Origin of the sequence: Klebsiella sp. V115_8 (assembly GCF_029967715.1) — a bacterium.
Taxonomy (GTDB): domain Bacteria; phylum Pseudomonadota; class Gammaproteobacteria; order Enterobacterales; family Enterobacteriaceae; genus Klebsiella; species Klebsiella quasipneumoniae.
Genome location: NZ_JASCAR010000027.1, coordinates 15,324 through 42,021 on the forward strand (window position 1 = coordinate 15,324; position 26,698 = coordinate 42,021).

General features: G+C 57.4%; 26 protein-coding genes. 15 read left to right on the top strand and 11 right to left on the bottom strand.

Annotation, left to right across the window (positions count from 1 at the left end; genetic code table 11):
* Positions 1 to 219: 219 nt before the first annotated feature.
* Positions 220 to 465 carry a hypothetical protein gene (locus tag QLG03_RS11085; RefSeq protein ID WP_023290936.1) on the bottom strand — a complete coding sequence of 82 codons (246 nt, stop codon included), beginning with the start codon at positions 463 to 465 and terminating at the stop codon, positions 220 to 222.
* Between the two features lie 399 nt (positions 466 to 864).
* On the opposite strand from QLG03_RS11085, the gene QLG03_RS11090 reads away from it, so the two are divergent.
* Positions 865 to 1,821, top strand: coding sequence for a nickel/cobalt transporter (locus QLG03_RS11090; protein ID WP_044524643.1), 957 nt, complete (start codon positions 865 to 867; stop codon positions 1,819 to 1,821).
* Here the strand turns inward: QLG03_RS11090 and QLG03_RS11095 are convergent.
* The gene (locus tag QLG03_RS11095) at positions 1,818 to 2,324 is read right to left on the bottom strand and encodes a MarR family transcriptional regulator (protein WP_060590266.1); all 507 of its coding nucleotides are present in this window, start codon (positions 2,322 to 2,324) and stop codon (positions 1,818 to 1,820) included. The two genes, QLG03_RS11090 and QLG03_RS11095, sit on opposite strands and share 4 nt — an antisense overlap.
* A gap of 81 nt (positions 2,325 to 2,405) precedes the next feature.
* Between QLG03_RS11095 and QLG03_RS11100 the strand changes: the two genes are divergently transcribed.
* Complete coding sequence (locus tag QLG03_RS11100; protein ID WP_023290933.1) at positions 2,406 to 3,302, top strand: EamA family transporter; 897 nt, start codon at positions 2,406 to 2,408, stop codon at positions 3,300 to 3,302.
* Between the two features lie 95 nt (positions 3,303 to 3,397).
* On the opposite strand, the gene QLG03_RS11105 is transcribed toward QLG03_RS11100, so the two are convergent.
* Positions 3,398 to 3,607, bottom strand: coding sequence for a DUF1471 domain-containing protein (locus QLG03_RS11105; protein WP_002916131.1), 210 nt, complete (start codon positions 3,605 to 3,607; stop codon positions 3,398 to 3,400).
* A gap of 705 nt (positions 3,608 to 4,312) precedes the next feature.
* On the opposite strand from QLG03_RS11105, the gene mrkA reads away from it, so the two are divergent.
* The 5 genes from mrkA (at position 4,313) to mrkF (ending at position 9,851) form a co-directional block, all read left to right on the top strand.
* Positions 4,313 to 4,921, top strand: a complete 609-nt coding sequence (gene mrkA / locus QLG03_RS11110; protein WP_000756959.1) for a type 3 fimbria major subunit MrkA — start codon at positions 4,313 to 4,315, stop codon at positions 4,919 to 4,921.
* A 95-nt stretch (positions 4,922 to 5,016) separates the two neighbouring features.
* A complete protein-coding gene (mrkB, locus tag QLG03_RS11115; RefSeq protein WP_048298224.1) occupies positions 5,017 to 5,718 on the top strand; it encodes a type 3 fimbria chaperone MrkB in 702 nt (233 codons plus the stop codon).
* An 11-nt stretch (positions 5,719 to 5,729) separates the two neighbouring features.
* Positions 5,730 to 8,216 (top strand): type 3 fimbria usher protein MrkC, encoded by a 2,487-nt coding sequence (gene mrkC, locus QLG03_RS11120; protein WP_044524639.1) that lies wholly within the window; start codon positions 5,730 to 5,732, stop codon positions 8,214 to 8,216.
* Positions 8,207 to 9,202, top strand: coding sequence for a type 3 fimbria adhesin subunit MrkD (gene mrkD, locus QLG03_RS11125; RefSeq protein WP_255988754.1), 996 nt, complete (start codon positions 8,207 to 8,209; stop codon positions 9,200 to 9,202). Before mrkC ends, mrkD begins: the two co-directional genes overlap by 10 nt.
* A gap of 13 nt (positions 9,203 to 9,215) precedes the next feature.
* Positions 9,216 to 9,851 carry a type 3 fimbria minor subunit MrkF gene (gene mrkF, locus QLG03_RS11130; RefSeq protein ID WP_065812385.1) on the top strand — a complete coding sequence of 212 codons (636 nt, stop codon included), beginning with the start codon at positions 9,216 to 9,218 and terminating at the stop codon, positions 9,849 to 9,851.
* Between the two features lie 33 nt (positions 9,852 to 9,884).
* Here the strand turns inward: mrkF and mkrJ are convergent, their stop codons facing one another.
* The 6 genes from mkrJ to QLG03_RS11160 all read right to left on the bottom strand — a co-directional run bounded on the left by mkrJ (position 9,885) and on the right by QLG03_RS11160 (position 15,235).
* A complete protein-coding gene (gene mkrJ / locus QLG03_RS11135) occupies positions 9,885 to 10,601 on the bottom strand; it encodes a phosphodiesterase MrkJ (protein ID WP_023290928.1) in 717 nt (238 codons plus the stop codon).
* A gap of 143 nt (positions 10,602 to 10,744) precedes the next feature.
* A complete protein-coding gene (locus QLG03_RS11140; protein WP_072421850.1) occupies positions 10,745 to 11,317 on the bottom strand; it encodes a LuxR C-terminal-related transcriptional regulator in 573 nt (190 codons plus the stop codon).
* 17 nt (positions 11,318 to 11,334) lie between these two features.
* Positions 11,335 to 12,039 carry a transcriptional activator MrkH gene (gene mrkH / locus QLG03_RS11145; protein WP_023290926.1) on the bottom strand — a complete coding sequence of 235 codons (705 nt, stop codon included), beginning with the start codon at positions 12,037 to 12,039 and terminating at the stop codon, positions 11,335 to 11,337.
* A gap of 382 nt (positions 12,040 to 12,421) precedes the next feature.
* Positions 12,422 to 13,300, bottom strand: a complete 879-nt coding sequence (locus QLG03_RS11150; protein ID WP_023290925.1) for an aldo/keto reductase family oxidoreductase — start codon at positions 13,298 to 13,300, stop codon at positions 12,422 to 12,424.
* Positions 13,301 to 13,420: 120 nt separating this feature from the next.
* The gene (locus QLG03_RS11155) at positions 13,421 to 14,650 is read right to left on the bottom strand and encodes an amino acid permease (RefSeq protein ID WP_023290924.1); all 1,230 of its coding nucleotides are present in this window, start codon (positions 14,648 to 14,650) and stop codon (positions 13,421 to 13,423) included.
* A gap of 123 nt (positions 14,651 to 14,773) precedes the next feature.
* Positions 14,774 to 15,235, bottom strand: coding sequence for a multidrug/biocide efflux PACE transporter (locus QLG03_RS11160; RefSeq protein ID WP_017899256.1), 462 nt, complete (start codon positions 15,233 to 15,235; stop codon positions 14,774 to 14,776).
* Positions 15,236 to 15,337: 102 nt separating this feature from the next.
* On the opposite strand from QLG03_RS11160, the gene QLG03_RS11165 reads away from it, so the two are divergent.
* The 3 genes from QLG03_RS11165 to ompK26 all read left to right on the top strand — a co-directional run bounded on the left by QLG03_RS11165 (position 15,338) and on the right by ompK26 (position 18,449).
* Positions 15,338 to 16,207 (top strand): LysR family transcriptional regulator, encoded by an 870-nt coding sequence (locus QLG03_RS11165; protein ID WP_023290923.1) that lies wholly within the window; start codon positions 15,338 to 15,340, stop codon positions 16,205 to 16,207.
* Between the two features lie 118 nt (positions 16,208 to 16,325).
* Complete coding sequence (locus QLG03_RS11170; RefSeq protein ID WP_023290922.1) at positions 16,326 to 17,504, top strand: acetyl-CoA C-acetyltransferase; 1,179 nt, start codon at positions 16,326 to 16,328, stop codon at positions 17,502 to 17,504.
* A gap of 249 nt (positions 17,505 to 17,753) precedes the next feature.
* On the top strand, positions 17,754 to 18,449 hold the full coding sequence (gene ompK26 / locus QLG03_RS11175) for a KdgM family porin OmpK26 (protein ID WP_004205398.1): 696 nt from the start codon (positions 17,754 to 17,756) through the stop codon (positions 18,447 to 18,449).
* 132 nt (positions 18,450 to 18,581) lie between these two features.
* Here ompK26 and QLG03_RS11180 read toward each other — a convergent pair whose 3' ends face one another.
* Entirely contained in the window at positions 18,582 to 19,757 is a 1,176-nt protein-coding gene (locus QLG03_RS11180) for an oligogalacturonate lyase family protein (protein WP_032453989.1), read from the bottom strand.
* A gap of 483 nt (positions 19,758 to 20,240) precedes the next feature.
* Between QLG03_RS11180 and kduD the strand changes: the two genes are divergently transcribed.
* Both kduD and QLG03_RS11190 read left to right on the top strand, forming a co-directional pair.
* A complete protein-coding gene (gene kduD / locus QLG03_RS11185) occupies positions 20,241 to 21,002 on the top strand; it encodes a 2-dehydro-3-deoxy-D-gluconate 5-dehydrogenase KduD (protein WP_023290920.1) in 762 nt (253 codons plus the stop codon).
* A 296-nt stretch (positions 21,003 to 21,298) separates the two neighbouring features.
* On the top strand, positions 21,299 to 22,720 hold the full coding sequence (locus QLG03_RS11190) for a sugar porter family MFS transporter (protein WP_004205402.1): 1,422 nt from the start codon (positions 21,299 to 21,301) through the stop codon (positions 22,718 to 22,720).
* Here the strand turns inward: QLG03_RS11190 and QLG03_RS11195 are convergent.
* On the bottom strand, positions 22,717 to 23,712 hold the full coding sequence (locus QLG03_RS11195) for a LacI family DNA-binding transcriptional regulator (RefSeq protein WP_032453988.1): 996 nt from the start codon (positions 23,710 to 23,712) through the stop codon (positions 22,717 to 22,719). The genes QLG03_RS11190 and QLG03_RS11195 overlap by 4 nt on opposite strands.
* 94 nt (positions 23,713 to 23,806) lie before the next feature.
* On the opposite strand from QLG03_RS11195, the gene QLG03_RS11200 reads away from it, so the two are divergent.
* From QLG03_RS11200 to QLG03_RS11210, 3 genes are read left to right on the top strand one after another with little or no spacing between them, the layout of a single operon-like run.
* On the top strand, positions 23,807 to 23,941 hold the full coding sequence (locus QLG03_RS11200) for a hypothetical protein (protein ID WP_032429210.1): 135 nt from the start codon (positions 23,807 to 23,809) through the stop codon (positions 23,939 to 23,941).
* A 12-nt stretch (positions 23,942 to 23,953) separates the two neighbouring features.
* Entirely contained in the window at positions 23,954 to 25,195 is a 1,242-nt protein-coding gene (locus QLG03_RS11205) for an MFS transporter (protein ID WP_023290917.1), read from the top strand.
* A 19-nt stretch (positions 25,196 to 25,214) separates the two neighbouring features.
* On the top strand, positions 25,215 to 26,648 hold the full coding sequence (locus QLG03_RS11210) for a glycoside hydrolase family 32 protein (RefSeq protein WP_032429209.1): 1,434 nt from the start codon (positions 25,215 to 25,217) through the stop codon (positions 26,646 to 26,648).
* The last annotated feature ends 50 nt before the right edge of the window (positions 26,649 to 26,698 follow it).

The window sequence follows — 26,698 nt, forward strand, 5'->3', positions numbered from 1 at the left end:
ATAGTGCAGGGGTAGCAGCGGGCGGTAATCGGCGGTAGCGGTGATATCAGGCTGCGGGTATTAGTAGCCATGGACTGCGGACCGGTTGCGGGTAATATTCTGCAGCAAACTAAGAATAAAGAGCAGGCAGGGCTGGACGCGACGGTCCGGCGTCACAGGCGGAGTGAAAGGCTCCGGTGGCAGAAGACCTCGATCTGACATTCGCCGGAGCAGGCTGACTTACCATTTTTCGTCGCGGGCTTCCTGACGACCTTCCCGGCGGTTTTCCCGCTTATCGTGACGGCAGCTGGCGTTGCTTTGATTGTTGTTGCTGACGCACTCTTGCTTGGTTTCACGGCCCTGCTCGCGGCTATCCTGGCGGATATCGCGGGCGTCCTGGCGCTGGTCGCTGCGCCAGGTCGCCTGCGCCGAAAGCGAGGGCGTCAGCAGCGCGACGCACGCCAGGGCGAGTAAACATCTTTTCATCGGAGTGGTCCTGTTAATGCATGTATTAAATAAATAGCAGTTAATGAATATTCGTGCCTGATGCGCAGGATGATAAAGTACATAAAGAGCCGGGATAGCGATAACTGATTTATTTTTATCTGTTTTTAGGCGTGTAACGACTGCTCTTATATGTTATTCAGGGTGCCAGCATTAAAAACAAACGTCTGTGGTATGCTGAAGAGAGTAAAGTGCTTTGTGCAAAGATAGGGCAGAGGGTAGGTACAGGAGCCCGCTGATGCTGATAATGCGGAGCCTTGTGACCTCGAGCATTGACGAGAAAAACGCCGATAAATCATCCATCCTTGAAAACAGGCACTATTGTTCGCCGGGCATGAGATTGTCGTCCGGTGGTTCATCTCTTTTCACCATGGCATAACGATGATGATTCCGATTGCGCAGCGCGACTGGCGCCTGCTGGTCGCCGGGAGCGGCGGCCTTCTTCTGCTGGCCGCCGGCGTCACCTTGCACAGCCACTGGAGCGACTTTCTCCAGTGGTGCCTCGCCACGCAAATTACCCTGCATCGCTATCTGGTGATGTACCTTTTGCTGCTGAACAACCATCAGTACAGCGGCGGCGTCTGGCTGCTGGTGGGCGCATTTCTTTACGGCGTGCTGCACGCTATCGGACCGGGCCACGGTAAGTTTATCGTCACTACTTACCTGAGCACCAACCAGGAGAGCCTGACCGCGGCGCGGGTGGTGCCTTTTCTCGGCAGCCTGCTGCAGGGCGTGAGCGCCATCCTGTTTGTCTATATTCTCGCGGTGGGGCTGAATCTGGCCGCCGGCGATCTCAGCGCCAGCCGCTGGTACGTCGAGAAGATCAGCGCCCTGACCATCGCCGCCTTTGGGGTTTACGTTATCTGTCGCGCGCTGCAAAGCCTGCGGCCGGGTAAAACAAGGATACGTGCCCTGAGGCCGGCGCATCAGCATGATGCCGCGTGCGGCTGCGGGCACCACGGCGTGGGGCAGGACCTGCAGGGCGCCGACTGGAAGACACGTCTGGGCGTGGTGCTGGCTATCGGCGCCCGGCCCTGCAGCGGAGCGATTATGATCCTGCTGTTCGCCAACGCGCTGGGGATCGTCAGCTGGGGCATCGCCGCGGTGATGACCATGGCGCTGGGCACCGCGCTCTCGATCCTCGGTCTGTCGCTGGCGGTGCACTATGCCCGTCACCGTACCGTCAACCGGCTGACGGCGACCAGCCGTCCGCGGCCCTGGCTGGTGCCGCTGGTGAAGATCCTCGGCGGGCTGGCGCTGATCCTCTTTGCCGCCGGGTTGTTTTTCACCGTGGTGCCGATCAGCGCTAACGGCGACTTTATCGCCGCGGGCTGTTAACGGCTTTCCAGCAGGCGCATCAATATCCGCAGCGCCTGATCCAGCTGCTGGCGCTCGCTATCGCTGAGCCCCGCCAGCAGCTGCCGTTCATTATCGACATGGGTCTCCACCGCCTCATCGATGCGCTCACGTCCGGCGGGCGTCAGGGCGACCAGCATACTGCGGGCGTCTTCCGGATTGGGCAGGCGGGTAATAAACCCGCGTTTTTCCAGCGCCTTCAGGCGATGGGTCATGGTGCCGGAAGTGATCATCAGCGTGGAGAAGAGCTGGGTCGGCGAAAGAATGAACGGCGCCCCGGCGCGGCGCAGCGTCGCCAGCATGTCAAACTCCCAGCGCACCAGTTCGTGGCGCGTAAAAGCGACTTCCACCTGCGGCTCCAGCAGCATGGCGCACCGTTTCAGACGGCCAATCGGCCCCATTGGGCTGCAGTCGAGATCCGGCCGCTCCCGTTGCCACTGGGCGAGAATCCGATCAACGGCGTCGATCGGCGGTGATTTGTCCATGAGTGCTCACTTGTCTTGATATCAAGATAATTGCGGGTACATACTTGAGGCACCAATTTAACTTGAAGTGAAGATAAAATCATGGCTTTTCTCTCGCGTAGTCTGATGCTCGACCTGCTGCTCACGGCGCTGGCGCCCGCTATCTGGGGGACGACCTACATCGTCACCTCCCAGTTTCTTCCCCCTGACCGGCCGTTTATTGCCGCACTGCTGAGGGTGTTGCCGGCAGGTATCGCCCTGCTGATCTGGAGCCGCCGCTTTCCGCAGCGCGGCGAATGGCTAAAGCTTATCGTTACCGGCATCTTAAATATCGGCGCGTTTCAGGCGCTGTTGTTTATCGCCGCCTATCGCTTACCCGGCGGGCTGGCGGCAGTGATTGGCGCGATCCAGCCGCTGCTGGTGATGCTTCTCGCCTGGTGCGTAGACCGGCAGCGCTCGCCCTGGCTGGCGGTATTCTCAGCCCTCGCCGGCATACTCGGTATGGCCATGCTGCTGCTGTCGCCGCGCACCGTCCTCGACCCGCTGGGCATCGGCGCGGCGTTTCTCGGGGCGATCAGTATGGCGCTGGGCACCTGGCTCTCCCGCCGCTGGGCGCTCTCCCTGCCGATCGTCGCGTTAACCGGCTGGCAGCTGGCGATCGGCGGGGTGGTGCTGGCGCCAGTGGCGCTGATCGTTGACCCCCCTTTGCATCAGGTGACTGCGCTGCAGGCGGCCGGCTATCTGTGGCTGTGCGTGGCGGGCGCCATGCTGGCCTATGGCCTGTGGTTCCGGGGGATTGGCCGCCTCTCGCCGGTGGCGGTATCGGCAATGAGCCTGCTGAGCCCGGTGACCGCCGTGGTGCTGGGGTGGATTTTCCTTGGACAAACGATCCAGGGGATGGCGCTGGTCGGGCTGATCGTGGTGCTGGCGAGCGTATTGTCTATTCAGCGCGCGCTGGCGCGCCAGGCGGCGGGGGCAAAAACGAAAAAAGCCCCATAACGGGGCTCGACATTGCTGTGTGCGGGGTAGGCGGCGGGAGCCAGACCAGCCGCCCGCAGGCGGCCTGTCCGGCAGCTCCCTCTGCAACCATTCGCTTATTTAGAGAGCTCGGCGGTCATATGGACCTGGTTGCCGGTGTACGCTTCGGTGATGTGGTAGGAAGCGCCTTGTTCTTTCGCAATGGTCGCGATTTTCGCTTCTGCGCTGTCCAGGGTATCTGCTGTTACGCTCACCGGATGAGCGAAGCTAGCGAAAGAGACCAGGGAGAGCATACCGGCAGCGGCGAGTAATTTTACGTTTTTCATGGTGTTTGTCCTTTTAACTTTTATGGTGGAAAGCGTGTTTGCTTTCGATGGACTTATAATAAGTCTGCTAACTATAACGCGCGTGGCAAAAAGTGCGATTTAGATCACATTTTTATGGCGGTTTGATAATGGGGAAATGAACCTTTCTCTATTTTTTGATTTAAAAACAACGTATTATAGATTTATTTCTGCAGGAGATATCACGCGGACTGCCTGTGCTCAGAGTGTGGAATGCGCCTCATTTACGCGGTTACCATTCATTGTGTGAATTGGTTGAGTGATTTTTAACCGCCGTCATGGCGGATTCGGACGATTCGCAATAGCCCTCTGGCGGCCATTTCGGCATGCTGAGGTGGCCCTTTCTCTCGCGCCCTGGCGTCAGGCTTTCCGTGCTGTAAACAACCACCACCCCGTTTTAACCTATCAATAATTATTTATTAATAGTCATTAGGTATATGTTATATAACTTAATGAAACGTGAACAAATGTATATTTGTCGGCGAATAAATAGCATTCTTTGACGCCGATAGCACCAGCGAACTTATATTTTTTGGTTCGTTACCTGACGCCTTAAATATTGCGGCTCCCGGTCAGTCGAAGATTCTATTAGCAGTGGCATAAATCAGCATCGCCTGATGTTTCTGGTTCTATGCGAATTCACAGTGTGCTCATTGATTCGTAATTCACTCTGACAAGGAAATGGCAATGAAAAAGGTTCTTCTCTCTGCAGCAATGGCAACCGCGTTTTTTGGCATGACTGCTGCCCATGCAGCTGATACCAATGTTGGCGGCGGCCAGGTTAATTTCTTCGGTAAAGTTACCGATGTATCCTGTACTGTTTCTGTTAACGGCCAGGGCAGCGATGCGAACGTTTACCTGTCTCCGGTAACCCTGACTGAAGTTAAAGCGGCAGCAGCGGATACTTACCTGAAACCGAAATCTTTCACCATTGACGTCTCTAACTGCCAGGCGGCTGACGGCACCAAACAGGATGACGTAAGCAAACTGGGCGTAAACTGGACCGGCGGTAACCTGCTGGCTGGCGCAACCAGCAAACAACAGGGCTACCTGGCGAACACCGAAGCTTCCGGTGCTCAGAACATCCAGCTGGTGCTGTCTACTGACAACGCTACCGCGCTGACCAACAAAATCATCCCGGGTGACAGCACTCAGCCGAAAGCGAAAGGCGATGCTTCCGCTGTAGCCGATGGCGCGCGTTTCACCTACTACGTAGGCTACGCCACCAGCGCGCCGACCACTGTGACCACCGGTGTGGTAAACAGCTACGCGACTTACGAAATTACTTACCAGTAATTCCGTCAGAAAATAAAACTGCCCCGCGATGGGGCAGTTAATAACAATAATAAAGCGGCAATGTCCGCCGCTTGTATTTTTATTCTGAGGTCAGCATGAAGCGTATTGCCCTTTTTTTCTGTTTCATTTTTAGTTTTGCGGCCCATGCCAACAATATTATTGTTAACGGTACCCGCTTTATTTATCCAGGAAATGAAAAAGAAATAACGGTACAGCTTTCAAATAACGCCGACCGTCCGGCGCTGGCGCAGGCCTGGCTGGATAACGGCGATGCCGATGCCACACCGGATACCATTACCACCCCGTTTATTATCACCCCGCCGATTTCGCGCGTTGACGCCAAGAGCGGCCAGACGCTGCGTATTAAGCTCGGCAGCAGCGCCGGTCTGGCGAAAGATAAAGAGACGCTGTGGTGGCTGAATCTGCTGGAAATTCCGCCGGTGGTGGCTGATCAGAAAAATGAAGGCCAGAACGTGCTGCAGCTGGCGATCCGTTCCCGCTTTAAATTTATTTATCGTCCTGCCGGGCTGGGCAACCGCGATGCGGCGGCCGAGAAGCTGACCCTGACCGCCAGCGGCAGCAGTCTCGCCATCAACAACCCGACGCCGTTCTACATTACCGTCAGCCGTATTTCCCGCGACGGCGGTAAAGCCCTGAACAGCAAAACCGTGATGCTGGCGCCGCAGTCCAGCCAGACGGTGGCGCTTTCCACCGCCGTCAACCGCGGCGAAACCCTGACCGTTAACAACATTAATGACTATGGCGCCGATGTCGCAGTGAAAGTGGCCGTTAAATAAGGGAAAAGCTAATGAAGCAGAGGTCATTCTGCCCGGGAAGATTAAGCACCGCGATCGCCATCGCGCTGTGCTGCTTTCCGCCATTTTCCAGCGGACAGGAAAACCCGGGAACGGTATATCAATTTAACGACGGCTTTATTGTCGGCAGTCGCGAAAAGGTCGACCTGTCACGCTTCTCGACCAGCGCGATTACCGAAGGCACTTACTCCCTTGACGTCTACACCAACGACGAATGGAAAGGGCGCTACGATCTGCGCATCGCGCGCGACAAAGACGGTAACCTTGGGGTCTGCTACACCAAAGCGATGCTGACCCAGTACGGCATCGCGGCGGAAAAGCTCAATCCGCAGCTGAGCGAACAGGAAGGCTATTGCGGTAGCCTCAAATCCTGGCGCAACGAAGACAACGTCAAAGACAACCTGGTCCAGTCCTCCCTGCGGTTGAACATTTCAGTGCCGCAGATCTATGAAGATCAACGCCTGAAAAACTATGTCAGCCCGGAGTTCTGGGACAAAGGCATTACCGCGCTTAATCTTGGCTGGATGGCCAACGCCTGGAACAGCCACACCTCTTCGGTCGGCGGGTCGGATAACAGCAGCGCCTACCTTGGCGTCAACGCCGGTCTGTCGTGGGACGGCTGGCTGCTGAAGCATATCGGTAACCTGAACTGGCAGCAGCAGCAGGGTAAAGCGCACTGGAATAGCAACCAGACCTATCTCCAGCGGCCGATCCCGCAGATCAACTCCATCGTCAGCGGGGGGCAGATTTTTACCAATGGCGAATTTTTCGACACCATCGGTCTGCGTGGGGTCAACCTCGCCACTGATGACAATATGTTCCCGGACGGCATGCGCTCCTATGCCCCGGAAATTCGCGGCGTGGCGCAGAGCAACGCCCTCGTCACCGTGCGTCAGGGCAGCAACATTATCTATCAGACCACCGTTCCGCCGGGGCCGTTTACCCTGCAGGATGTCTATCCATCCGGCTATGGCAGCGATCTTGAAGTCTCGGTAAAAGAGGCGGATGGCTCGGTGGAAGTGTTCAGCGTGCCTTACGCCTCCGTTGCTCAGCTGCTGCGTCCGGGCATGACCCGCTACGCGCTCTCCGCCGGTAAAGTGGACGACAGCGGGCTACGCAACAAGCCGATGCTCTATCAGGCGACCTGGCAGCACGGGATCAATAACCTGCTGACCGGCTACACCGGGGTCACCGGCTTTGACGACTATCAGGCCTTCCTGGTGGGCACCGGGATGAACACCGGGATCGGCGCGCTCTCTTTTGACGTCACCCATTCGCGGCTGAAGAGCGATACCCATGATGACTCGGGGCAGAGCTATCGCGCCACCTTTAACCGCATGTTCACCGATACCCAGACCAGCATCGTGCTGGCGGCGTATCGCTACTCGACGAAAGGTTATTACAACCTCAACGATGCGCTGTACGCCGTCGATCAGGAAAAAAACAGCCGCAGCAACTATACGCTGTGGCGGCAAAAAAACGGCATGACCTTCACGGTGAACCAGAACCTGCCGGAAGGCTGGGGCGGGTTTTATCTCAGCGGTCGTATTTCCGATTACTGGAACCGCTCCGGGACCGAGAAGCAGTATCAGGTCAGCTACAACAATTCGTTTGGTCGTCTCTCCTGGTCGGCGAGCGCCCAGCGCGTCTATACCCCGGACAGCTCCGGCCATCGCCGCGACGATCGCATTTCACTCAACTTCAGCTACCCGCTGTGGTTTGGCGATAACCGCACCGCCAACCTGACGTCGAACACCTCGTTCAACAACTCGCGCTTTGCCAGCTCGCAGATTGGTATCAATGGCTCGCTGGACAGTGAAAACAACCTTAACTACGGCGTGTCGACCACCACCGCCACCGGCGGTCAGCACGATGTGGCGCTCAACGGCAGCTACCGTACGCCATGGACCACCCTCAACGGCAGCTACAGCCAGGGCGAAGGGTATCGTCAGAGCGGCATTGGCGCCAGCGGGACGATGATCGCCCACAGCGGCGGCGTGGTGCTCTCGCCGGAAAGCGGCTCGACGATGGCGCTGATTGAAGCCAAAGACGCGGCCGGCGCCATGCTCCCGGGATCGCCGGGCACCCGCGTGGACAGCAACGGTTACGCCATCCTGCCGTATCTGCGCCCGTACCGGATCAACGCCGTCGAGATCGACCCGAAAGGCAGCCATGACGACGTGGCCTTCGATCGCACCGTGGCGCAGGTTGTGCCGTGGGAAGGCAGCGTGGTTAAGGTGGCGTTCGGCACCACGGTGCAGAACAACCTCACCCTGCAGGCGCGCCAGGCGAACCATGAGCCGCTGCCGTTCGCGGCGAGTATTTTCTCCCCCGACGGCAAGGAGATCGGCGTCGTCGGTCAGGGCAGCATGATGTTCATCAGCGATGCGAACGCCAAACGCGCGATTGTGAAGTGGAGCGGCGGTCAGTGTTCGGTGGATCTGGGACAGCAAACAACAAAGGATAGCGTATGTCGCTGAGGAAATTACTGACGCTTTTTATCGTCTTAATGGCGCTGGGCACCACCTCGTCCTGGGCCGTCTGTACGCGTCTCTCTTCGCCAACGGTGATGCTGGACATGGTGGTGGGCAGGGTGGTGGTGCCCCCGGATCTGCCGGTGGGCTCGGTGATCCTCACCCGTGACTGGATGATGAGCGCCCCGGGCGGGGCGAGCTATCGCTGTACCTCCGGCACCAACCGCTTCGCGGCGAAGATCGTCTCGCCAGGGGCCACCGATCTTGGGAATAAAATTTATTCCACCAACGTGCCGGGGATTGGTATGCGTTTCAGCCGCGGCGGCGCGACGGTGAATATCGTCTATCCCGACGTCTATTCGTCCCGGGTGTATAACACCACCAACTATTCCCTTGAAGGGTCACGTTTTACGCTGGAGATTATCAAAACCGCGGCAACCACCGGCAGCGGCACCCTCGCGGCGGGAAAATACACCTCCTATGACTGGGAGAGCGGCGGCAACCCGATCCTCGAAACCTATCTGAGCGCCAATGCGATCACCGTGGTCTCGCCCTCCTGTTCGGTACTGAGCGGGAAAAATATGAATGTTGATGTGGGCGCCATCAGACGCACTGACCTGAAAGGGGTGGGCACCACCGCGGGCGGGAAGGATTTTAATATCGATCTGCAGTGCAGCGGCGGCCTGAGTGAAACGGGATACGCCAACATCAGCACCTCTTTTTCCGGCACCCTGGCGACCAGCACCACCGCCACCATGGGCGCCTTGCTGAATGAAAAGGCCGGCAGCGGGATGGCGAAAGGCGTCGGCATCCAGGTGCTGAAGGATGGATCCCCGCTGCAGTTTAATAAGAAATATACCGTTGGCCGCTTGAATAATCAGGAGACCCGCTACATCACCATCCCGCTGCACGCGCGCTTTTATCAGTATGGCCCGACGACCAGCACCGGCGAGGTGGAGTCGCATATGATCTTTAACCTGACGTACGATTAATACGGGAGGGGGAATGAAGGGATTGCCGAAACATACTATCGCGTGGCTGCTGCTCTGCGGCAGCCTCGCCGCCCCCTCGGCGTGGGGTTTCGAGACCAATTATGATCGCGGACGGGTCGATTTTGCCGGGCGGGTGACGGATATTTCCTGCAGCGTCGCGCTCAATGGCGGCCAGCATGCCGGCAGCGGCAACGTCTGGCTGGCGCCGGTCAGCCTGGCGGAAGTGCACGATCGCGGGGCCGGTGCGTTTATGAAGCCGCAGCCTTTTACCCTGGCGCTGTCAAACTGCCAGCTGCGTCATGACGGCGGCGACGCCTCGCAGGACGAGGTGCGGCGGGTCAGCGTTCGCTGGGTCGACGGTTTTTTACTGACGGCGGTCGGCAATGAGAACGCGGGCTATCTGGCCAATACCTTGCCAGACGGAGCGCAGAATATTTATCTGGCGCTGTCGACCAATGATAATAATACGCTGGATAAGAGTAATAAAATTGTCCCTGCGGACCCGCAGCAAAATCAGGTGCATTTGCAGGAAAGCGCGGTCAGCGGCGGTCTGTTCACCTATTATGTGGGCTACGTTTCGCCGACGCCGAAAAGCGCCACCAGCGGGCCAATTACCAGCTGGGCAACGTGGGAATTAGTTTATAATTAAGCGAGACGAAAAAGCCGGGCAAGCCCGGCTTTTTTATATGACAATATCGTCGGCAACCAGCTGTTCAATGCTGACTTCCTGCCAGTAATGCCCCTGAATAGCAAACCACTCCATACCCTGCAGCCATTTTTTATGGGCTTCGCTTTCCACGCCTTCAATAATCACGTTGTGATGATTGCGGGATAAAAAGGTGACCAGCGCATCCATCAGCTGACGGCCGGACTCTTTGCGCATCAGATGCCAGAAAAAATCTTTATCAATTTTGACATAGTCAAAATGATAACCGCTGATGGCGTTTATCCCCGCGTAGCCAGAGCCGAAGTCGTCGAGCCACAGCGAGGTATCCTGCGGGCTTTGCCAGGCGGCGAGGGAATTATTCAGAAGCTTCTCGGCGTTTTCGGTCACTTCAAAATGGACGCAGGTCAGGGCGGCAATTTTCTCTTTTATTTCCTTCTGGCGTAGCAGATTCAGGATATGGTCATCGACGTTAATGGTGGCGGAAATATGGTTACGTAAAAACCATGCTTTATGCTGTTCAATCAACGCCAGTTGCTCGAGAAAAATACGTTCACGAACCGCCGCGGTGGCATGGCGGAAAAAATATTCTGGCGAAACGGGAAGATTATCGAAGCGGCTTAAGCATTCAACTGCGACTAAGGTACCTTGTGGGGAAAACATTTTCTGAAAGACGTAGCGTACAGCGATATCATTACGAGATAAAATGTTGTCTTCGAATATTTTAGTGTTCATTATCCCTCTTCACGAGGTTAGTCAGACAATAAGCAGAGGATAGACTAATTATAGGCTACCTGATGGTTAATGGGAATGGCAGGAAATGTAAATCAACAGCGAATAAGTACGCTTTATCCGCTATTGATTTACCGCTGTATAATTTAACATTGATGAAGGGCGGCAATACGCTGGTTCATCGTGCGGGAATTATCAATGCCCAGCTTTTGCATGATATGGATACGATGGCTGTGGACCGTTTTATGGGCAATGCCGAGCAGGGCGGCAATACGCTTATTATTATTGTTGGCAATCAGCAACTCGAGGATCTGGCACTCCCGCGGCGACAGCTGTTTGCGCAATCGTCGCGGCGGCGGTTCGCTGGCGCCCTTCGCGCGCTGGATAATAGAAGTAAACATAGATAGCGGTGACTTTTCGCTAATAATCATGGCATTATCGACGGTTATCAACTCTCGGCATAGCCCGGCAATGTCGCTTTTTACCATCAGCACCGGCTGCTGGCAGCGCTGCAGGGAAAGGCGGAGCGCATTCAGCAGATCAAGGATTCTGATGGCAGAAATATCCTTATTAATTAAATTGAAAATAACCGTTTGGGCCACAGGCAGATGTTTTCTCTGGATAACATCGTCATAGCCAAAACGGGTGGCATTTTCATGACTATCAATAAGGTAGTGATAGATTGAGTGACCAATGAGATTATCATTGGTGTACAGCAATATACTTTCCAAGGGTATCAGATTCTCTTTTTGCGCTTGGCTTCTAAGATCAGGTCCAGCAGAATCTTCTCTATTCTGCGCTGGTCGTCGAGATGACGGAACTTAAACTGGCAGGATATCTGATAGTAGCTTTCGCTCTCTTCATTGGGATTGTCGAGGGTGATAATAATGACATTTTTTACCACCAGGTCGATGGTGATCTCGCCATATTCCGCCAGCATCAGTACGGCATTTTTCAGCAATGCGTTATGACTGAGAAATTTCAGGTTCGGCGTTTTGGTCATCAGCGCGCAACCGCCGTCCGAAATGTCTTTGATGTCGAAAAGATAGTTTTCGCCATTTTTATGGCGCCCGCGGCAATAAAAGTCATGCTCGTGGCGTAAACGAAAGCGGGGATCGCGGCGACGCTGCACGACCTGCAGGCATTCAGGCAAGGAAAAGGCGTAGCGGATACCTTTATCGACACCGCTATTGTCATGTTTTGTCAGGGCTGCATTAAACTCTATTTTCCCTGAATCGCTATGCAGTAGAAAACGAATTTTATGACCCGGTGGGATTTTGCGATGGGTCTGAATATGGAACTCGGCAAAGTCCACGCGCGTCAGTTGGGTTATGATACTGGTGTTGTTAAAAAATATTTCAATTTCAGTACGTTTGCGCAACTCCTCTCTGAAAATAGCAATAATTTCATACTTACTGGTCTTTATCGTTCCCTCTGTCATAGGCTTCCCTTGTAAATAGTTGTCGTGAGGCGTTTGATTTTTCTTATAGCAATAGCAACATTCTGATTGGGTTAATCAGATGTTTTTATGAGCGTTTGATGTTATTGACTATCTTTGCAGCCAGATTGATATGTATAAACTTGGAATTCGATATTGTGTTTCCTGTAATCAAGAGTTTCAAATTTTGGTCATGACAAAAACGACAACGGCCTCCAAGCTGGAGACCGGTCGAAGGAAAAAAACTTAAGTTTAATTAACGGGGATAATGAGAAAACGATCGTCGATCATGCCCCATTTGTAGGATCTATAGTGCCAGCAGTGTTGAGGTTTTTCCAGGCAAATATTGAGGAGGGAAGTCGTTCCCTCCATTTAGCCTGAGGGGTCAGGAATGCGCGCGATTGGCGATATTATCCAGGATGCGTAGCGCATCCGCTGGCAGAACCAGCCCGGCGGCGGCAATATTTTCCGCCAGGTGCGTGCGGGATGAGGTGCCGGGGATCAGCAGAATATTGGGCGCGCGCTGGAGTAGCCAGGCGAGGGCGACCTGCATCGGCGTCGCCTCAAGCGAGGCCGCGACCTCGTTCAGCTCCTGCGCCTGCAGCGGGGTAAAACCGCCCAGCGGGAAGAAGGGGACCCAGGCGATGTGCTGGGCGGCCAGCGCATCCACCAGCGCGTCGTCGGCGCGATGGGCAATGTTATAGAGGTTTTGCACGCAGACGATAGGCGTCATTTTCTGCGCATCCGCCACCTGCTTTGCCGTCACGTTGCTAAGGCCAATATGGCGGATCAACCCTCGCGCCTTCAGCTCCAGCAGGGTGGCGAGCGGCGCCTCCAGCGACCCCTCCACCGGGCCGTGGGGGCTCAGCATACTGCGCAGGTTCACCACCTCCAGCACGTCGAGCCCCAGGTGACGCAAATTGTCCTCGACGGCCTGGGTCAGTTCAGCGGGCGACATGGCCGGCAGCCAGTTGCCTTTCTCGTCACGGCGGGCGCTGACCTTGGTGACAATGCACAGATCGTCGGGGTAGGGGTGAAGCGCTTTGCGGATCAGCTGATTGGTCACATGGGGGCCATAGAAATCCGAAGTATCGATATGGTTTACCCCAGCTTCGACGGCGGCCTGCAGCACGCGCACCGCTTCTTCAGGATCTTTCGGCGGGCCGAAGACGCCGGGGCCGGCCAGCTGCATGGCCCCGTAACCCAACCGATAGACCTGGCGATCGCCGAGCGTGCCGCGACCGGATAAGGTGACACTGGACATAGGAACTCTCCTCACGGTGGCTAAGCCGTAAGTGTAATGCGCTCACAAGGAAGGGAAGGGCGAGAATGTTGTCAGAATGTGCGACAGCGGCTCAGGCAAGCCGCTGTCGCCGGAGGCGGTTTAGCCGAAGAACATCACGGAGACGCAGAGCAGGCCGACCACCAGAGTGATGGCGTTCCCCACCGAGCGATACGGCTTCAGCGCCGGGATAAGCCAGGTTGACAGCGTGGGCATGATAAACAGGATCATGGCGATAAGCGGTCCGCTGATGGCGTAGATCATCGAGATCGCATTCGGGTTGATAAAGCACACCGCAAAGGTGAAGGCGGAGACCAGCATGATCGACATCGCGCGGTTGAAGGCGCGGCTCTTGCGCACGCCCATCAGGCCCAGAGAGCTTTTGACGATTTCGCTGGCGCCTTCAATGACCCCGAAGTAGGTGCCGAGAAAGGATTTCGACATGGCGACCACGGCGACGATAATGCCGGTCACCGCCAGCCAGCCCGGTGCGCCCGGCACCATCGACAGGGCGGAGAGGATAGTCACCCCCTGATCGCGGGCGGTCTCAATATAGGTCGCCGGGATAGCCAGCAGGCAGCTGAAGACGAAAAACAGCACGCTGGCGCAGATGATGGTGTAGGCCACCTTCATGATTTTTTTGCATTTACCCATGGCCAGGTCGCCGTGTTTCTCCTGCTGGTCGATAGCAAAAGTCGAGATGATCGGCGTATGGCTAAAAGCGAAAACCATCACGGGTATGGAGATCCAGACCTGGTGGAGCGTCTGCGAGCTGAACTGCATCTGGCTGGTGAGATGTTCCGGATGCCAGTCGCGAATTAAATAGAGGGAGAGAAACAGAAAGCAGGCGATGAGCGGGAAGACCAGAAAACCCATCACCTTGATGGTGATCTGCCGGCCCATGAGAAAGATCAGGTTAAGGACCAGCACCACGCCAAGACTCAGCAGCGCGCGTAGCGCAGGCGTCATCGGCGTGTGATGCGCCACCTGCTCGGCCAGCGAGTTGGTGATGGCCACGGCGTAGATCAGCACGACCACAAAGAAGGCGAGGAAATAGAGGCCGGTGATCAGGTTGCCAATTTTCTTACCATAGTAGTGATTGACTGCGCCGGTGATCCCGGTTCCCGGCGCGATATTGGCCGAGAGAATAAACTGGCTCAGCGCTTTGTGAGGCCAGTAGGTGAGCGGCCAGGCGACCAGCGCGGTGATGAAAAGGACGATGGCGCCAGCCGAACCCAGCTGGATCGGTAGAAATAGCGTCCCAGCGCCTACTGCAGTGCCATATAAGGCAAAACTCCATAGAGTTTCTTCTTTAGACCAAATTTTAGACATTATGCGACTTTATCAACCGTCAAACCAAAAAAAAGGAGTGCAATTTACCATATTTATGGTTCATCTGTTGCGATAGTTTTTGGTGATAAAGCCGCGGCGGATCGCGAAGGATCCGCCGCGGGGCTAGCCGCGTGCCGCCTGGCGCGGGCGGCGGTGACGGATCACGCGCTCGCGCAGGGTGTCCCAGACCCAGTTAAACGCCATGGTGTAGGGCAGGAAGAAGAGCATGAAGCCGATCTCCAGCATAAACGCCTGCAGTAGCGATACCCCCAGCACGATAGCCACCATGGTGACGCCGATGATAACAAAGCCGGTCTCGAAGCCGATCGCGTGCAGCGCCCGCACTTTCAGCCGACGGGGGACGCGGGAGACCGGCCACAGGCGATCGAAAGCCGCGTTATAAATGATGTTCCATACCATCGCCAGGGTGGCGAGCAGAATGCTCAGCCCGCCCATCTCCACCACCGAACGCTGCATTAGCCAGGCGGCGGTGGGGGCGAGGATCAGCGTCGCCAGTCCTTCGAAGGTGATGGCGTGGATAACGCGTTCGGTGAGCGTCTTGCGCTGATGTGGGGTCTGTTGCATGGCGAGCTACCTCCAGTTTTAGCCTGAACAGGAAATTACCCGGCAGTTTATGGAAAAATATGATAAACAAAAGATAGAAACCATCGATAAAGTAGATACATCATGCGTTATTCACCGGAAGCGTTAACCGCCTTTGTCGAGGCCGTTGACAGCGGGTCGTTCTCCGCCGCCGCCCGTCGCCTGCGGAAAAGCCAGTCGACGATCAGTACCGCTATCGCCAACCTGGAGGCTGACCTCGGGGTGACCCTCTTCGATCGGGCAACGCGGCAGCCGACGCTGACGCCGCAGGGGGAGCAGGTGCTGAGCTATGTCAAAGCGATCCTCGCCGCCAGCGAGCGGCTGGATGAGCTGGCGGTGTCGCTGTCCGGCGAGACGGAGCCGCGATTGACCTTTGTGCTCTCGGACACCCTGCACCCGGACGTGCTGGAAGATCTGCTGGTGCAGTTTGACCGCCGCTTCCCTCATACCGAGTTTGAGTGTTTGATTGGGGAAGATGAGGACGTGATCGATCTCCTGCAAAAATCCCGCGCCCAGGTGGGATTGATTGAGGCGAGAGAGCGCTACCCGACCGATATCGGCAGCACCCGCCTGCCGCTGCAGACGGCGATGGGCATTTACGTGGCGCATGACCATCCGCTGGCGGCGCAGGGCAAGGTTGTCTGGGATGAGCTGCGCAGCTGGCGCGAGCTGCGTTTGAGCACCTTTCTGGCCAGCGCCACGGAGCCTGCCGCCGGGCAGGTCTGGTCGGCGCCAAACTACCTGCTGCTGCTCAGCATGGCGGTGCAGGGCTTCGGCTGGTGCATTCTGCCCTGCGCCCTGGTGGCGGAGTTTGCGCCGCAGGGCGGGCTGGTGGCGCTCGATATCCCCGGCTGGCCGCGGGCGATTTCGGTGGATCTGCTGTGGAATAAGAAAGCGCCGCCCGGGGCGGCGGGCAGCTGGCTGCGTCAGCATCTGCAGCGGCGTGAACGTTAACAAATGGCTAATTCTTTGTGATTGGCCTCACTTTTTTTAAACAATTACAAAGTTTTTTGATAACAATTATCTAGTATATCGCTGTTTCTTTGCGCAAAAGCACGGGCAGGGGTAGAGGATGAAGGATGTCGTGATCGTCGGGGCGCTGCGAACGCCGATTGGCTGCTTTCAGGGCGCGCTATCGCGCCATTCAGCCGTTGAGCTGGGTAGCGTGGTGGTGAAGGCGCTGGTGGAGAAGACGGGAATCGATCCGCAGAGCGTGGATGAGGTGATCCTCGGCCAGGTGCTGACCGCGGGAACCGGGCAAAACCCGGCCCGTCAGTCCGCTATTCGCGGCGGGTTGCCCAACACTGTATCGGCTATCACCATTAACGACGTCTGCGGTTCCGGCCTGAAAGCCCTGCACCTCGCCACCCAGGCCATCCAGTGCGGGGAGGCGGACGTGGTGATCGCCGGCGGCCAGGAGAACATGAGCCGCGCTCCGCATGTCCTCACCGACAGCCGCACCGGCGCCCAGCTGGGCAACAGCCAGCTGATTGACAGTCTGGTCCATGACGGCCTGTGGGACGCCTTCAACGATTACCATATGGGCGTCACGGCGGAAAACCTCGCCCGGGAATACGGCATCAGCCGCGAACTGCAGGACGCCTGGGCGCTCAGCTCGCAGCATAAGGCGCGCAAGGCGATTGATTCCGGACGCTTTCGCGATGAGATTGTCCCGGTCGTTACCGAGCATAACGGCGCGCCGCGCACCGTAGATACCGATGAACAACCGCGGGTGGATGCCAGCGCGGAAGGGTTGGCCAGCCTGCAGCCTGCCTTCGATCGTCTCGGATCGGTGACCGCCGGCAACGCTTCCAGCATCAATGACGGCGCGGCGGCGGTGATGATGATGAGTGAGGCGAAAGCCGAGGAGCTGGGGCTGCCGATCCTCGCGCGGATCCGCGCCTTCGCCAGCGTCGGCGTCGATCCGGCGCTGATGGGCATCGCCCCGGTGCACGCCACCCGCCGTTGTCTGGAACGGGCCGGCTGGCGGCTGGACGACGTCGATCTGATCGAAGCCAATGAGGCCTTTGCCGCTCAGGCTATCTCCGTTGGCCGGGTACTGGAGTGGGATGAGCGACGGGTCAACGTCAACGGCGGCGCGATCGCCCTCGGCCACCCGATCGGCGCCTCCGGCTGCCGGATTCTGGTGTCGCTGGTGCATGAAATGATCAAGCGCGATGCGCGTAAAGGGCTGGCGACGCTGTGCATCGGCGGCGGTCAGGGCGTGGCGCTGGCGGTAGAGCGCGCGTAGCGCTGAATGTCGATTTCCATGGCCTCCTGCGGGAGGCCTTTTTTATGCGCCGCGCTTTGCCGACCCCCTCTTTTTTGCCGTATTTCCTTTCTCCCCATCGTCAATTTATTGAGCTCCGTCACGTCTTGTTGTGCCACCTTTTTTGAAACAAATAACTACGATCCTGGTCACTAAAACTGAGGTGCTTAAAAAATAAAATAACGTTTCATAAAAACGAAATGACATTTTATTTATTATAAGGGGTACCCTATGTTAAAACGATCTCTGGTTCTGGCCGCCCTCTGCGGTATGTCTTTTGCGGCAACCGCGGTCACGATAGATTTACGTCATGAATTTATTGATGGCGGCAAGAGCGATAAAAGCAATGCCGACCGCGTCTCGGTATCCCACCGCTTCGCCAACGGGCTAGGCTTTACCGTGGAGGCCAAATGGCGTTCAGGCGGCGACAACGGTTCGCAACCCTATTCGGACGTGGTGGGCAATGGCCATGAAGACACCATCAGCTGGCGCTGGAAAGCGACGTCGAACCTTTTCCTCACCCCCGGGTTTACCATAGAGAGTAACGACAGCCGCTCCATTTACAAGCCGCATCTGCACGTACAGTACAGTTTCGACAATGGCTTCTATGTCGCCGCTCGCTATCGCTATGAGTACACCCGCTATCCGAACGATGCCGGTAAAGATGATGACAAGGTGAATCGCGGCGACGCGTGGGCCGGGTTTGCCCTCGGCGACTGGCGCACCGAGCTGAACTATGTCTATGCCCGCAGTTCGGAAGGGGTGAACCGCAACGACAACAAACCCTACTCACAGGAATATAACGTGAAGGTAGCCTATAAGCTGGATAACAACTGGTCGCCGTATGGTGAAATCGGCAACGTCGGCGTGAATGACCGCAGCGATCGCCAGACCCGTTTCCGCGTCGGGGTGGCCTACTCGTTCTGATTTCCGCCAGACCCTCATCGTCTCTCTTCCCCGGCGCCGTCAGCCGGGGTTTTTTATGCGCCAAAGCGAGGGAACAAAAAAAGCCCTCCGCGAAGGAGGGCAAGGCCAGTTACAGAAAAACGTTCGCCGGGCTCAGGCGCTCAGCATCGGCGGATGGTCAGGTAATTTCGCGATATAGATGGCCGGCTTGCCGTCTTTATCGGAGCTGAACAGAATGGCGCTGTCATCCGGCGTAAACGAGGGGTGCGGGTGAGTCACCTGGCGGCTGTTGGCCACTGTCGCCCACGAGGTATCATGGCGCGCGACGCGGAAGTAGCGCTTCTCCGCCACGTTAAAGACGTAGAGATAAGGATCGTTATCAATGGAGTAGCCGCCGGTATCTTTGACATCGACCGGCGTGCCCGATCCATCGCCCACCAGCAGCGTGCCGTCGAAATTGCTCATCAGATGCGAGCAGGCGGGCATCGTCATCAGGGCCTCGTTGACGCCGCTTTCCGGATCAAAGCGATAGATCGTCCGCCCCTGCTGGCCTTTCAGATAGGAGACGTAGATCAGCGCTGAACCGTCCGGTACCCAGAATTCATGGGTGCAGCTTTCGCCCGGGGCATGCGCTTTGACTTTACGCACGTTGCTGCCATCTTCATTGACCAGCCACATGCGGGCGTCAACCAGATCGTGCGGCCCTTCATGGCAGAAGGCGACGGTATGGTCGTCGAAGGGACGATAGATCGGATGTCCCAGCCAGATTTTTTCCTCATGGATCACCTGGCTCTCTCCGCTGCGCAGGTCGACGCGCAGCAGGCGGCAGTGCGGTCCTTTGTGGAAGAAGTCATGAAAAATCTGCCAGTCGTTGAGCGGCGTCCAGTCGCTTTTCGCAATCTCAATGCCTACCAGTTTGCTGCAATCGCTGTTCGCCACCCAGGTGCCATAGCCGACCCACTCCTCGCTGACGCGGTAAACTTCACGCTCGGCGAGGGTGGTGAGGTTCACCTCCAGCAGGGTACGGTCATTTTTCACGTAATAGAGCGACTTATCGTCCGGGGAGAGGAAGCCGCCGAAGGTGTTATCCCCGGCGCCTTCCGTCAGCTGGACGGCTTCGGCGCTGGCGATATTCAGCAGATAGTAGTTCCAGTGGCCGTCAAACTCGCCGGCGAACAGTAAATGGCTGCCATCGTTAAAAAAGCACTTCTGATAGAAGTAGTTGCGATGACAGGTGACCTCCGGGGGGGTTAAGCGGGTGACTTCCGCCCCGGTATCCGGATCGCGGCTGACGTGATAGTTCAGTTTGACCCGCATGCCTTTAGCCATGTAGTGCTCCTTTCTTTCCTGCGATGCCGCTGGACCAGAGGCGTGTCGCTGAGTGATGTGTTTTAAAAGATGGGTGTTAATTTATCAAAACAACGTTTCATTATTTGTGATGTCTCACGCAGTTCAGCGCAATTCCCGCATCTTCCGCGGCCTGCTGGCCTCACTTCGACCATCTCTCCAGACAACCGGTTGAATCATCATTCTTTTAAAACCGCTTCCTGTCCGGCGCGGGTTGCCGCATCCGTTCGCTTTTTCTTTTTTTGTAATCGACGTCATAAAAAATGAAACGACGTTTTAAATATCATTGAAAATGACAGGGAGCGGGGCTAAGATGGCACCCATTAGTAAAACGGAACTCTGTTTTATTTTTATGATGGGCTATGCCCGTGAGTTCGCCCTACGCTCAGTCGCGCCGCCGGCGCGAGCCGGGCCGAGAGAACCTTGCCTGCATACTGCAGGCTCTGAACGACTAAGGAACACATTATGATTCTTGATGCATTCTCCCTGCAGGGAAAAGTGGCCGTCGTGAGCGGATGCGATACCGGTTTAGGTCAGGGGATGGCCCTCGGGCTGGCGGAAGCGGGCTGCGATATTGTCGGTATCAATATTGTCGAGCCGGTGGAAACTATCGAGCGGGTGACGGCGCTGGGACGCCGCTTTCTCAGCCTGACCGCCGACCTGCGCCAGATCGACGGTATCCCTCAGCTGCTGGAGCGGGCGGTGGCGGAGTTTGGCCATATTGATATTCTGGTCAACAATGCCGGCCTCATCCGCCGCGAGGACGCGCTGGCGTTCAGCGAAAAGGACTGGGACGACGTCATGAACCTCAACATCAAGAGCGTATTTTTCATGTCTCAGGCGGCGGCGAAACACTTTATCGCCCAGGGCAGCGGCGGGAAGATCATTAACATCGCCTCGATGCTGTCGTTCCAGGGCGGGATCCGTGTGCCGTCGTATACCGCGTCCAAAAGCGCGGTGATGGGCGTCACCCGCCTGCTGGCCAACGAGTGGGCTAAACACCATATCAATGTCAACGCCATCGCCCCGGGGTATATGGCGACCAATAACACCCAGCAGCTGCGCGCTGACGAGCAGCGCAGTAGCGAAATCCTCGACCGCATTCCCGCCGGGCGCTGGGGCCTGCCGTCCGACCTGATGGGGCCGGTGGTCTTCCTCGCTTCCCCAGCCTCCGATTACATCAATGGCTACACGGTGGCGGTGGACGGCGGCTGGCTGGCGCGCTAACCGTCGGCGACGGCCGGCGCGACACTCATCGCCCCGGCCGTCTGAGCAATTATTGTCCATACCGTAAAATGAGGATCGTCCATATTCCAGAGTGCAGAATGAATGTTACCGCCCTGTATGAACAGGGTTATTAACTATGCGAAACGAATTTTTTGTTACTTTGAAAGTTTAATGTCCATCACAAAACCCATCTTGCCAGCAAAATAGTCCATATCTTTGGCGTATCCAGCCTGACAAACTCCTCCGCCAGTCACGTACTTTCGTCCTATGTCTTTCTCTGTGTGGCAGGAATAAAAATGACTTCAATCAGTAACGACTCTGCATTAACGCCGCGGGCGCAACGTGACACTCGGCGGATGAACTGGTTTGTTTCTATCGCCGCGGCGGTGGCGGGGTTGCTCTTTGGCCTGGATATCGGCGTGATATCCGGGGCGCTGCCCTTTATAACCGACCACTTCACCTTATCCAGCCAGCTTCAGGAGTGGGTGGTCAGCAGCATGATGCTGGGGGCGGCGATAGGCGCGCTGTTTAACGGCTGGCTGTCGTTCCGCCTTGGCCGCAAATACAGCCTGATGGCGGGGGCCGTGCTTTTTGTCGCCGGCTCTATCGGCTCCGCTTTTGCCGCCAGCGTGGAAGTGCTGCTGGTGGCCCGCGTGGTGTTGGGGGTGGCCGTTGGGATCGCCTCTTATACCGCGCCGCTGTACCTCTCCGAAATGGCCAGCGAGAACGTGCGCGGAAAAATGATCAGTATGTATCAGCTGATGGTGACCCTCGGCATTGTGCTGGCGTTTCTTTCCGATACCGCCTTTAGCTACAGCGGTAACTGGCGTGCCATGCTGGGCGTGCTGGCGCTGCCGGCGGTGATCCTGATCGTTCTGGTCGTCTTTCTGCCGAACAGCCCTCGCTGGCTGGCGGAGAAAGGGCGCCATATCGAAGCGGAAGAGGTGCTGCGGATGCTGCGCGATACCTCGGAGAAGGCGCGCGATGAGCTTAACGAGATCCGCGAAAGCCTGAAGCTGAAGCAGGGCGGTTGGGCGTTGTTCAAGGTCAATCGTAACGTGCGCCGGGCGGTGTTCCTTGGCATGCTGCTGCAGGCGATGCAGCAGTTCACCGGCATGAACATCATCATGTACTACGCCCCGCGTATTTTCAAAATGGCGGGCTTTACCACTACCGAACAGCAGATGATCGCCACCCTGGTGGTGGGCCTGACCTTTATGTTTGCCACCTTTATCGCGGTGTTCACGGTGGATAAAGCGGGCCGCAAGCCGGCGCTGAAAATCGGTTTCAGCGTGATGGCGCTGGGCACCCTGGTGCTCGGCTACTGCCTGATGCAGTTCGACAATGGCACCGCCTCCAGCGGCCTCTCCTGGCTTTCCGTCGGCATGACCATGATGTGTATTGCCGGTTATGCGATGAGCGCGGCGCCGGTGGTGTGGATCCTCTGCTCTGAGATCCAGCCGCTGAAATGCCGCGACTTCGGCATCACCTGCTCCACCACCACCAACTGGGTGTCGAACATGATCATCGGCGCCACCTTCCTGACGCTGCTTGACGCGATCGGCGCCGCCGGGACCTTCTGGCTCTACACGGTGCTCAACGTGGCCTTTATCGGCGTCACCTTCTGGCTGATCCCGGAAACCAAAAATGTCACCCTCGAGCACATTGAGCGCAACCTGATGGCGGGCGAGAAGCTGCGCAACATCGGTAACCGTTAATGTGAGGCGCGCGGCAGCCACGGGCTGGCGACCTTGCGCGTCTCCCGATGGTTGTCGCCGTGAATGATATGCAGGGCGCTCAGGCGCCCGATGTCGTAGTGCGGCAGCTGCACCGTGGAGAGCGGCGGCAGAAACAGATCGCCAATGCCCACCATATTGTCGTATCCCACCACCGCCACGTCCTGTGGAATGCGTAACCCCTGGCCCAGCAGCGTCTGATAGACCATAAAGGCGATGCGATCGTTGCCGCAAATCACCGAGTCAAAGCCGGGTTTACCCTCGCGGATATGCGCCATCACCACCCCCGGAATATCGTGGTAATGCTCATCGCCCTGGGCCATATACGAGTGGGTCAGGCTGTCCGGTTCGATGCCCGCCTCCCGGCAGGCGCGCTCCAGCCCCTGACGGCGGCGGATTGTCGCCAGCTGGCTGGCGGGTAAGTGCAGGCACAGCGGACGACGATAGCCCGCGGCAAGCAGGGCTTTTACCGCGTCGTACTGACCCTGCTCATCGTCCGGGATATAGCTGGCCACCGGCTGGCTGAGGCTTTCGCAGTTGGCCAGCACGCAGGGCAGGGTCAGCAGTTTGTCCGGCAGCGGCACCTGGCGCAGGCCCATGGTGGTAAAGATAATGCCGTCCGGACGGTGGGAGAGGAGCAGGTCGACCACCGCTTCCGGCCGATCGTCGGAAAACATGTTGACCACAAAGCTGTTCCAGCCGTGGGCGCGGGCGGTCTCTTCGATCGAGAGGGTGATCTCCACCGAGAAGGGGGTGGTGACGGTATCCAGCGCCAGCACGCCGATGGTGCTGGGGGTGGCCCGCGCCCCGCGGATCTTTTTCGCCGACAGGTCGGGGACATAGTTGGTTTCGGCGATGGCGGCCTGCACGCGGGCCAGCGTCTCCGGCTTGAGCCGCTCCGGGGTGTTCAGCGCCCGAGAGACGGTCATCAGAGATACATTCGCCAGTTTTGCTACATCTTTCAGGGACGCCATTTTTTCCTCCGCCATAGCTGCAGAGTACAGGCTATACAACTAAGTCGCTGATGTAAAAGCGTGAAACGATTTTATGCTAGCCTCGTCCTCCACGCTGCCGCGGTTAATATTTGATCGCGATCGCATCTTCATTATGTTAACGTTAACTTTTGTGATTAACATCATGTATCGCAGCGAATCCCCCTGCGCTTTGTTTTTTGTTAACGTTACCATAATTGCATTCCTCTAACACGAGAATGTCATGATGAAAGCGCATCACTCACACAGCTACCCGTTGCTCAGTGCCTTACTGTTTTTCTTTTTCGTGACCTGGTCGTCATCCGGCTCCTTGCTCTCCATCTGGCTGCACCAGGAGGTCGGGCTGAAGGCCGGCGATACCGGTATCATCTACGCCGTTCTGTCGGTTTCCGCGCTGTTTGCGCAAGTTTGCTATGGCTTTATCCAGGATAAGCTGGGGCTGCGCAAACATCTGCTCTGGTATATCACCGCGCTGCTGATCCTCTCCGGTCCGGCGTATCTGCTGTTCGGCCATCTGCTGAAAATTAACGTCCTGCTGGGCAGCATCTTCGGCGGGATCTACATCGGCTTGACCTTTAACGGCGGCATTGGCGTGCTGGAATCCTATACCGAGCGCGTGGCGCGCCAGAGCCAGTTTGAATTCGGCAGGGCGCGGATGTGGGGCTCGCTGGGCTGGGCGGTGGCCACCTTCTTCGCCGGTCTGCTGTTTAACATCAACCCGCAGCTTAACTTCCTCGTCGCCAGCTGTTCCGGACTGGTGTTTTTTATCCTGCTGGCGCGGCTGCGCGTCTCCTCGGCGCCGCATGCGATGCAGGAGGCGGTTTCGGGCGGCAAGGTGACCCTGGAAGATGCGCTGCGCCTGCTGACGCTGCCGCGCTTCTGGGCGCTGGTCTTCTTCGTCATCGGCACCTGCATCTACGGCGTCTATGACCAGCAGTTCCCGGTCTATTTCTCATCGCAGTTCGCGACCCTGCAGGAAGGCAATGAGATGTATGGCTACCTCAACTCCTTCCAGGTGTTCCTCGAGGCGGCCGGCATGTTCTGCGCGCCGTGGCTGGTGAACCGCATCGGCGCCAAAAACGGTCTGATTTTCGCCGGCATGGTGATGGCGATGCGCATGGTGGCCTCCGGCCTGGTGGAAGGGCCGCTGCTGATCTCCATCACTAAACTGCTGCACGCGGTGGAGCTGCCGATACTGCTGGTGGCTATCTTTAAGTACAACAGCATCAACTTCGATAAACGCCTCTCCTCCACCCTCTATCTGGTGGGCTTCGCCTGCACCAGCTCGATTATCGCCAGCGTTTTGTCGCCGCTGGCGGGCTACAGCTATGAAAAATATGGCTTCGCTCAGTCCTATCTGATCATGGGCCTGCTGGTGTTCTGCACCACCTTTATTTCCATCTTCTTGTTGCGCTCCGGCAAATCCTCCGCCGATCCGCTGGTGTCGCAACCTACCGCTGTCTGAATCAAAAAGAGTGAAAATGATGACTTACACAATCTCCAGGGCTGAACAGGTACTCCAGACACAACGCCAGGCGCTCAATCTGCGCTGGTATCCGCACTATCACCTGGCGGCACGCGCCGGGTGGATCAACGACCCAAACGGTCTGGTGTGGTTCGACGGCTGGTACCATGCCTTTTATCAACATCACCCGTACTCCACTCAGTGGGGGCCGATGCACTGGGGGCACGCGCGGAGTAAGGATCTGGTGCACTGGGAGCATCTGCCGGTGGCCCTGGCGCCGGAGGGGCCGGAGGATAAAGACGGCTGCTTCTCCGGCTCGGCGGTGGTCGATGGCGATACCCTGGCGCTGATTTACACCGGGCATAAATTCCACGGCGATCCGGGCGACGAAGCCAATCTGTATCAGGTTCAGTGTCTGGCCACCAGCCGGGACGGGATCCACTTCGAGCGCCAGGGGATGGTGGTCGACACCCCGCCGGGCATGCACCACTTCCGCGACCCGAAGGTCTGGCGGGAAGGAGACAGCTGGTACATGATCGTCGGCGCGCGCGAAGGCGATACCGGCCAGGTGCGGCTGTACCGCTCAGCCGATCTGCGCCAGTGGCAGGATGTGGGGGTGCTGGATGAAGCGGAAAGCGCCATGGGCTATATGTGGGAGTGCCCGGACTTCTTCACCCTCAACGGCAAACGCGTTCTGATGTTTTCCCCGCAGGGGATGCAGGCCGAGGGGTTCCGCAACCGCAACCTGTTCCAGAGCGGCTATCTGATCGGCGAGTGGCAGCCGGGGCAGCGATTCGTCCGCCACGGCGAGTTCAGAGAGATGGATCACGGCCACGATTTCTATGCGCCGCAAAGCTTCGCCACCCCCGATGGCCGGCGGATCGTGATTGGCTGGCTGGATATGTGGGAATCACCGCTGCCGGAGCAGCAGGACGGCTGGGCGGGCATGCTCTCCCTGCCGCGCGAGCTGAGCCTGAGCGCGGATAACCGCCTGCAGATGCGCCCGGCGAAAGAAGTGGAGAGTCTGCGCGGCGCCTGGTTCCCGTGGCCGGTAAGCACCCTGAACAATCAGCAGACCACGATGGTCGACAACTGCGAGGCGATGGAGGTGAACCTGCGCTGGAACTGCGCCCGCAGCAGCGCCGAGCAGTATGGTCTGCGCTTTGGCGATGGCCTGCGCCTCTACGTGGATGCCCAGCAGCAGCGTCTGGTGCTGGAGCGGCATTATCCGCAGCATGGCCTGTGCGGGACGCGCAGCGTGCCGTTGACCGCGGGGGCGGATCTCAATCTGCGGATATTTTTCGATAGCTCTTCGGTGGAGGTGTTTGTCAATGACGGCGAAGCCTGCCTGAGCAGCCGTATCTACCCGCAGGCTCCCCGCCGTGAATTAGCGTTATTTGCCTGGAGCGGCTCAGCGGCATTAACTGAAGCCGGAGCCTGGCAGCTCGAATAATAATAAGGCTGTTGTCGTTAATAACCCGTCTTTGACGATGGGCGGGTTAT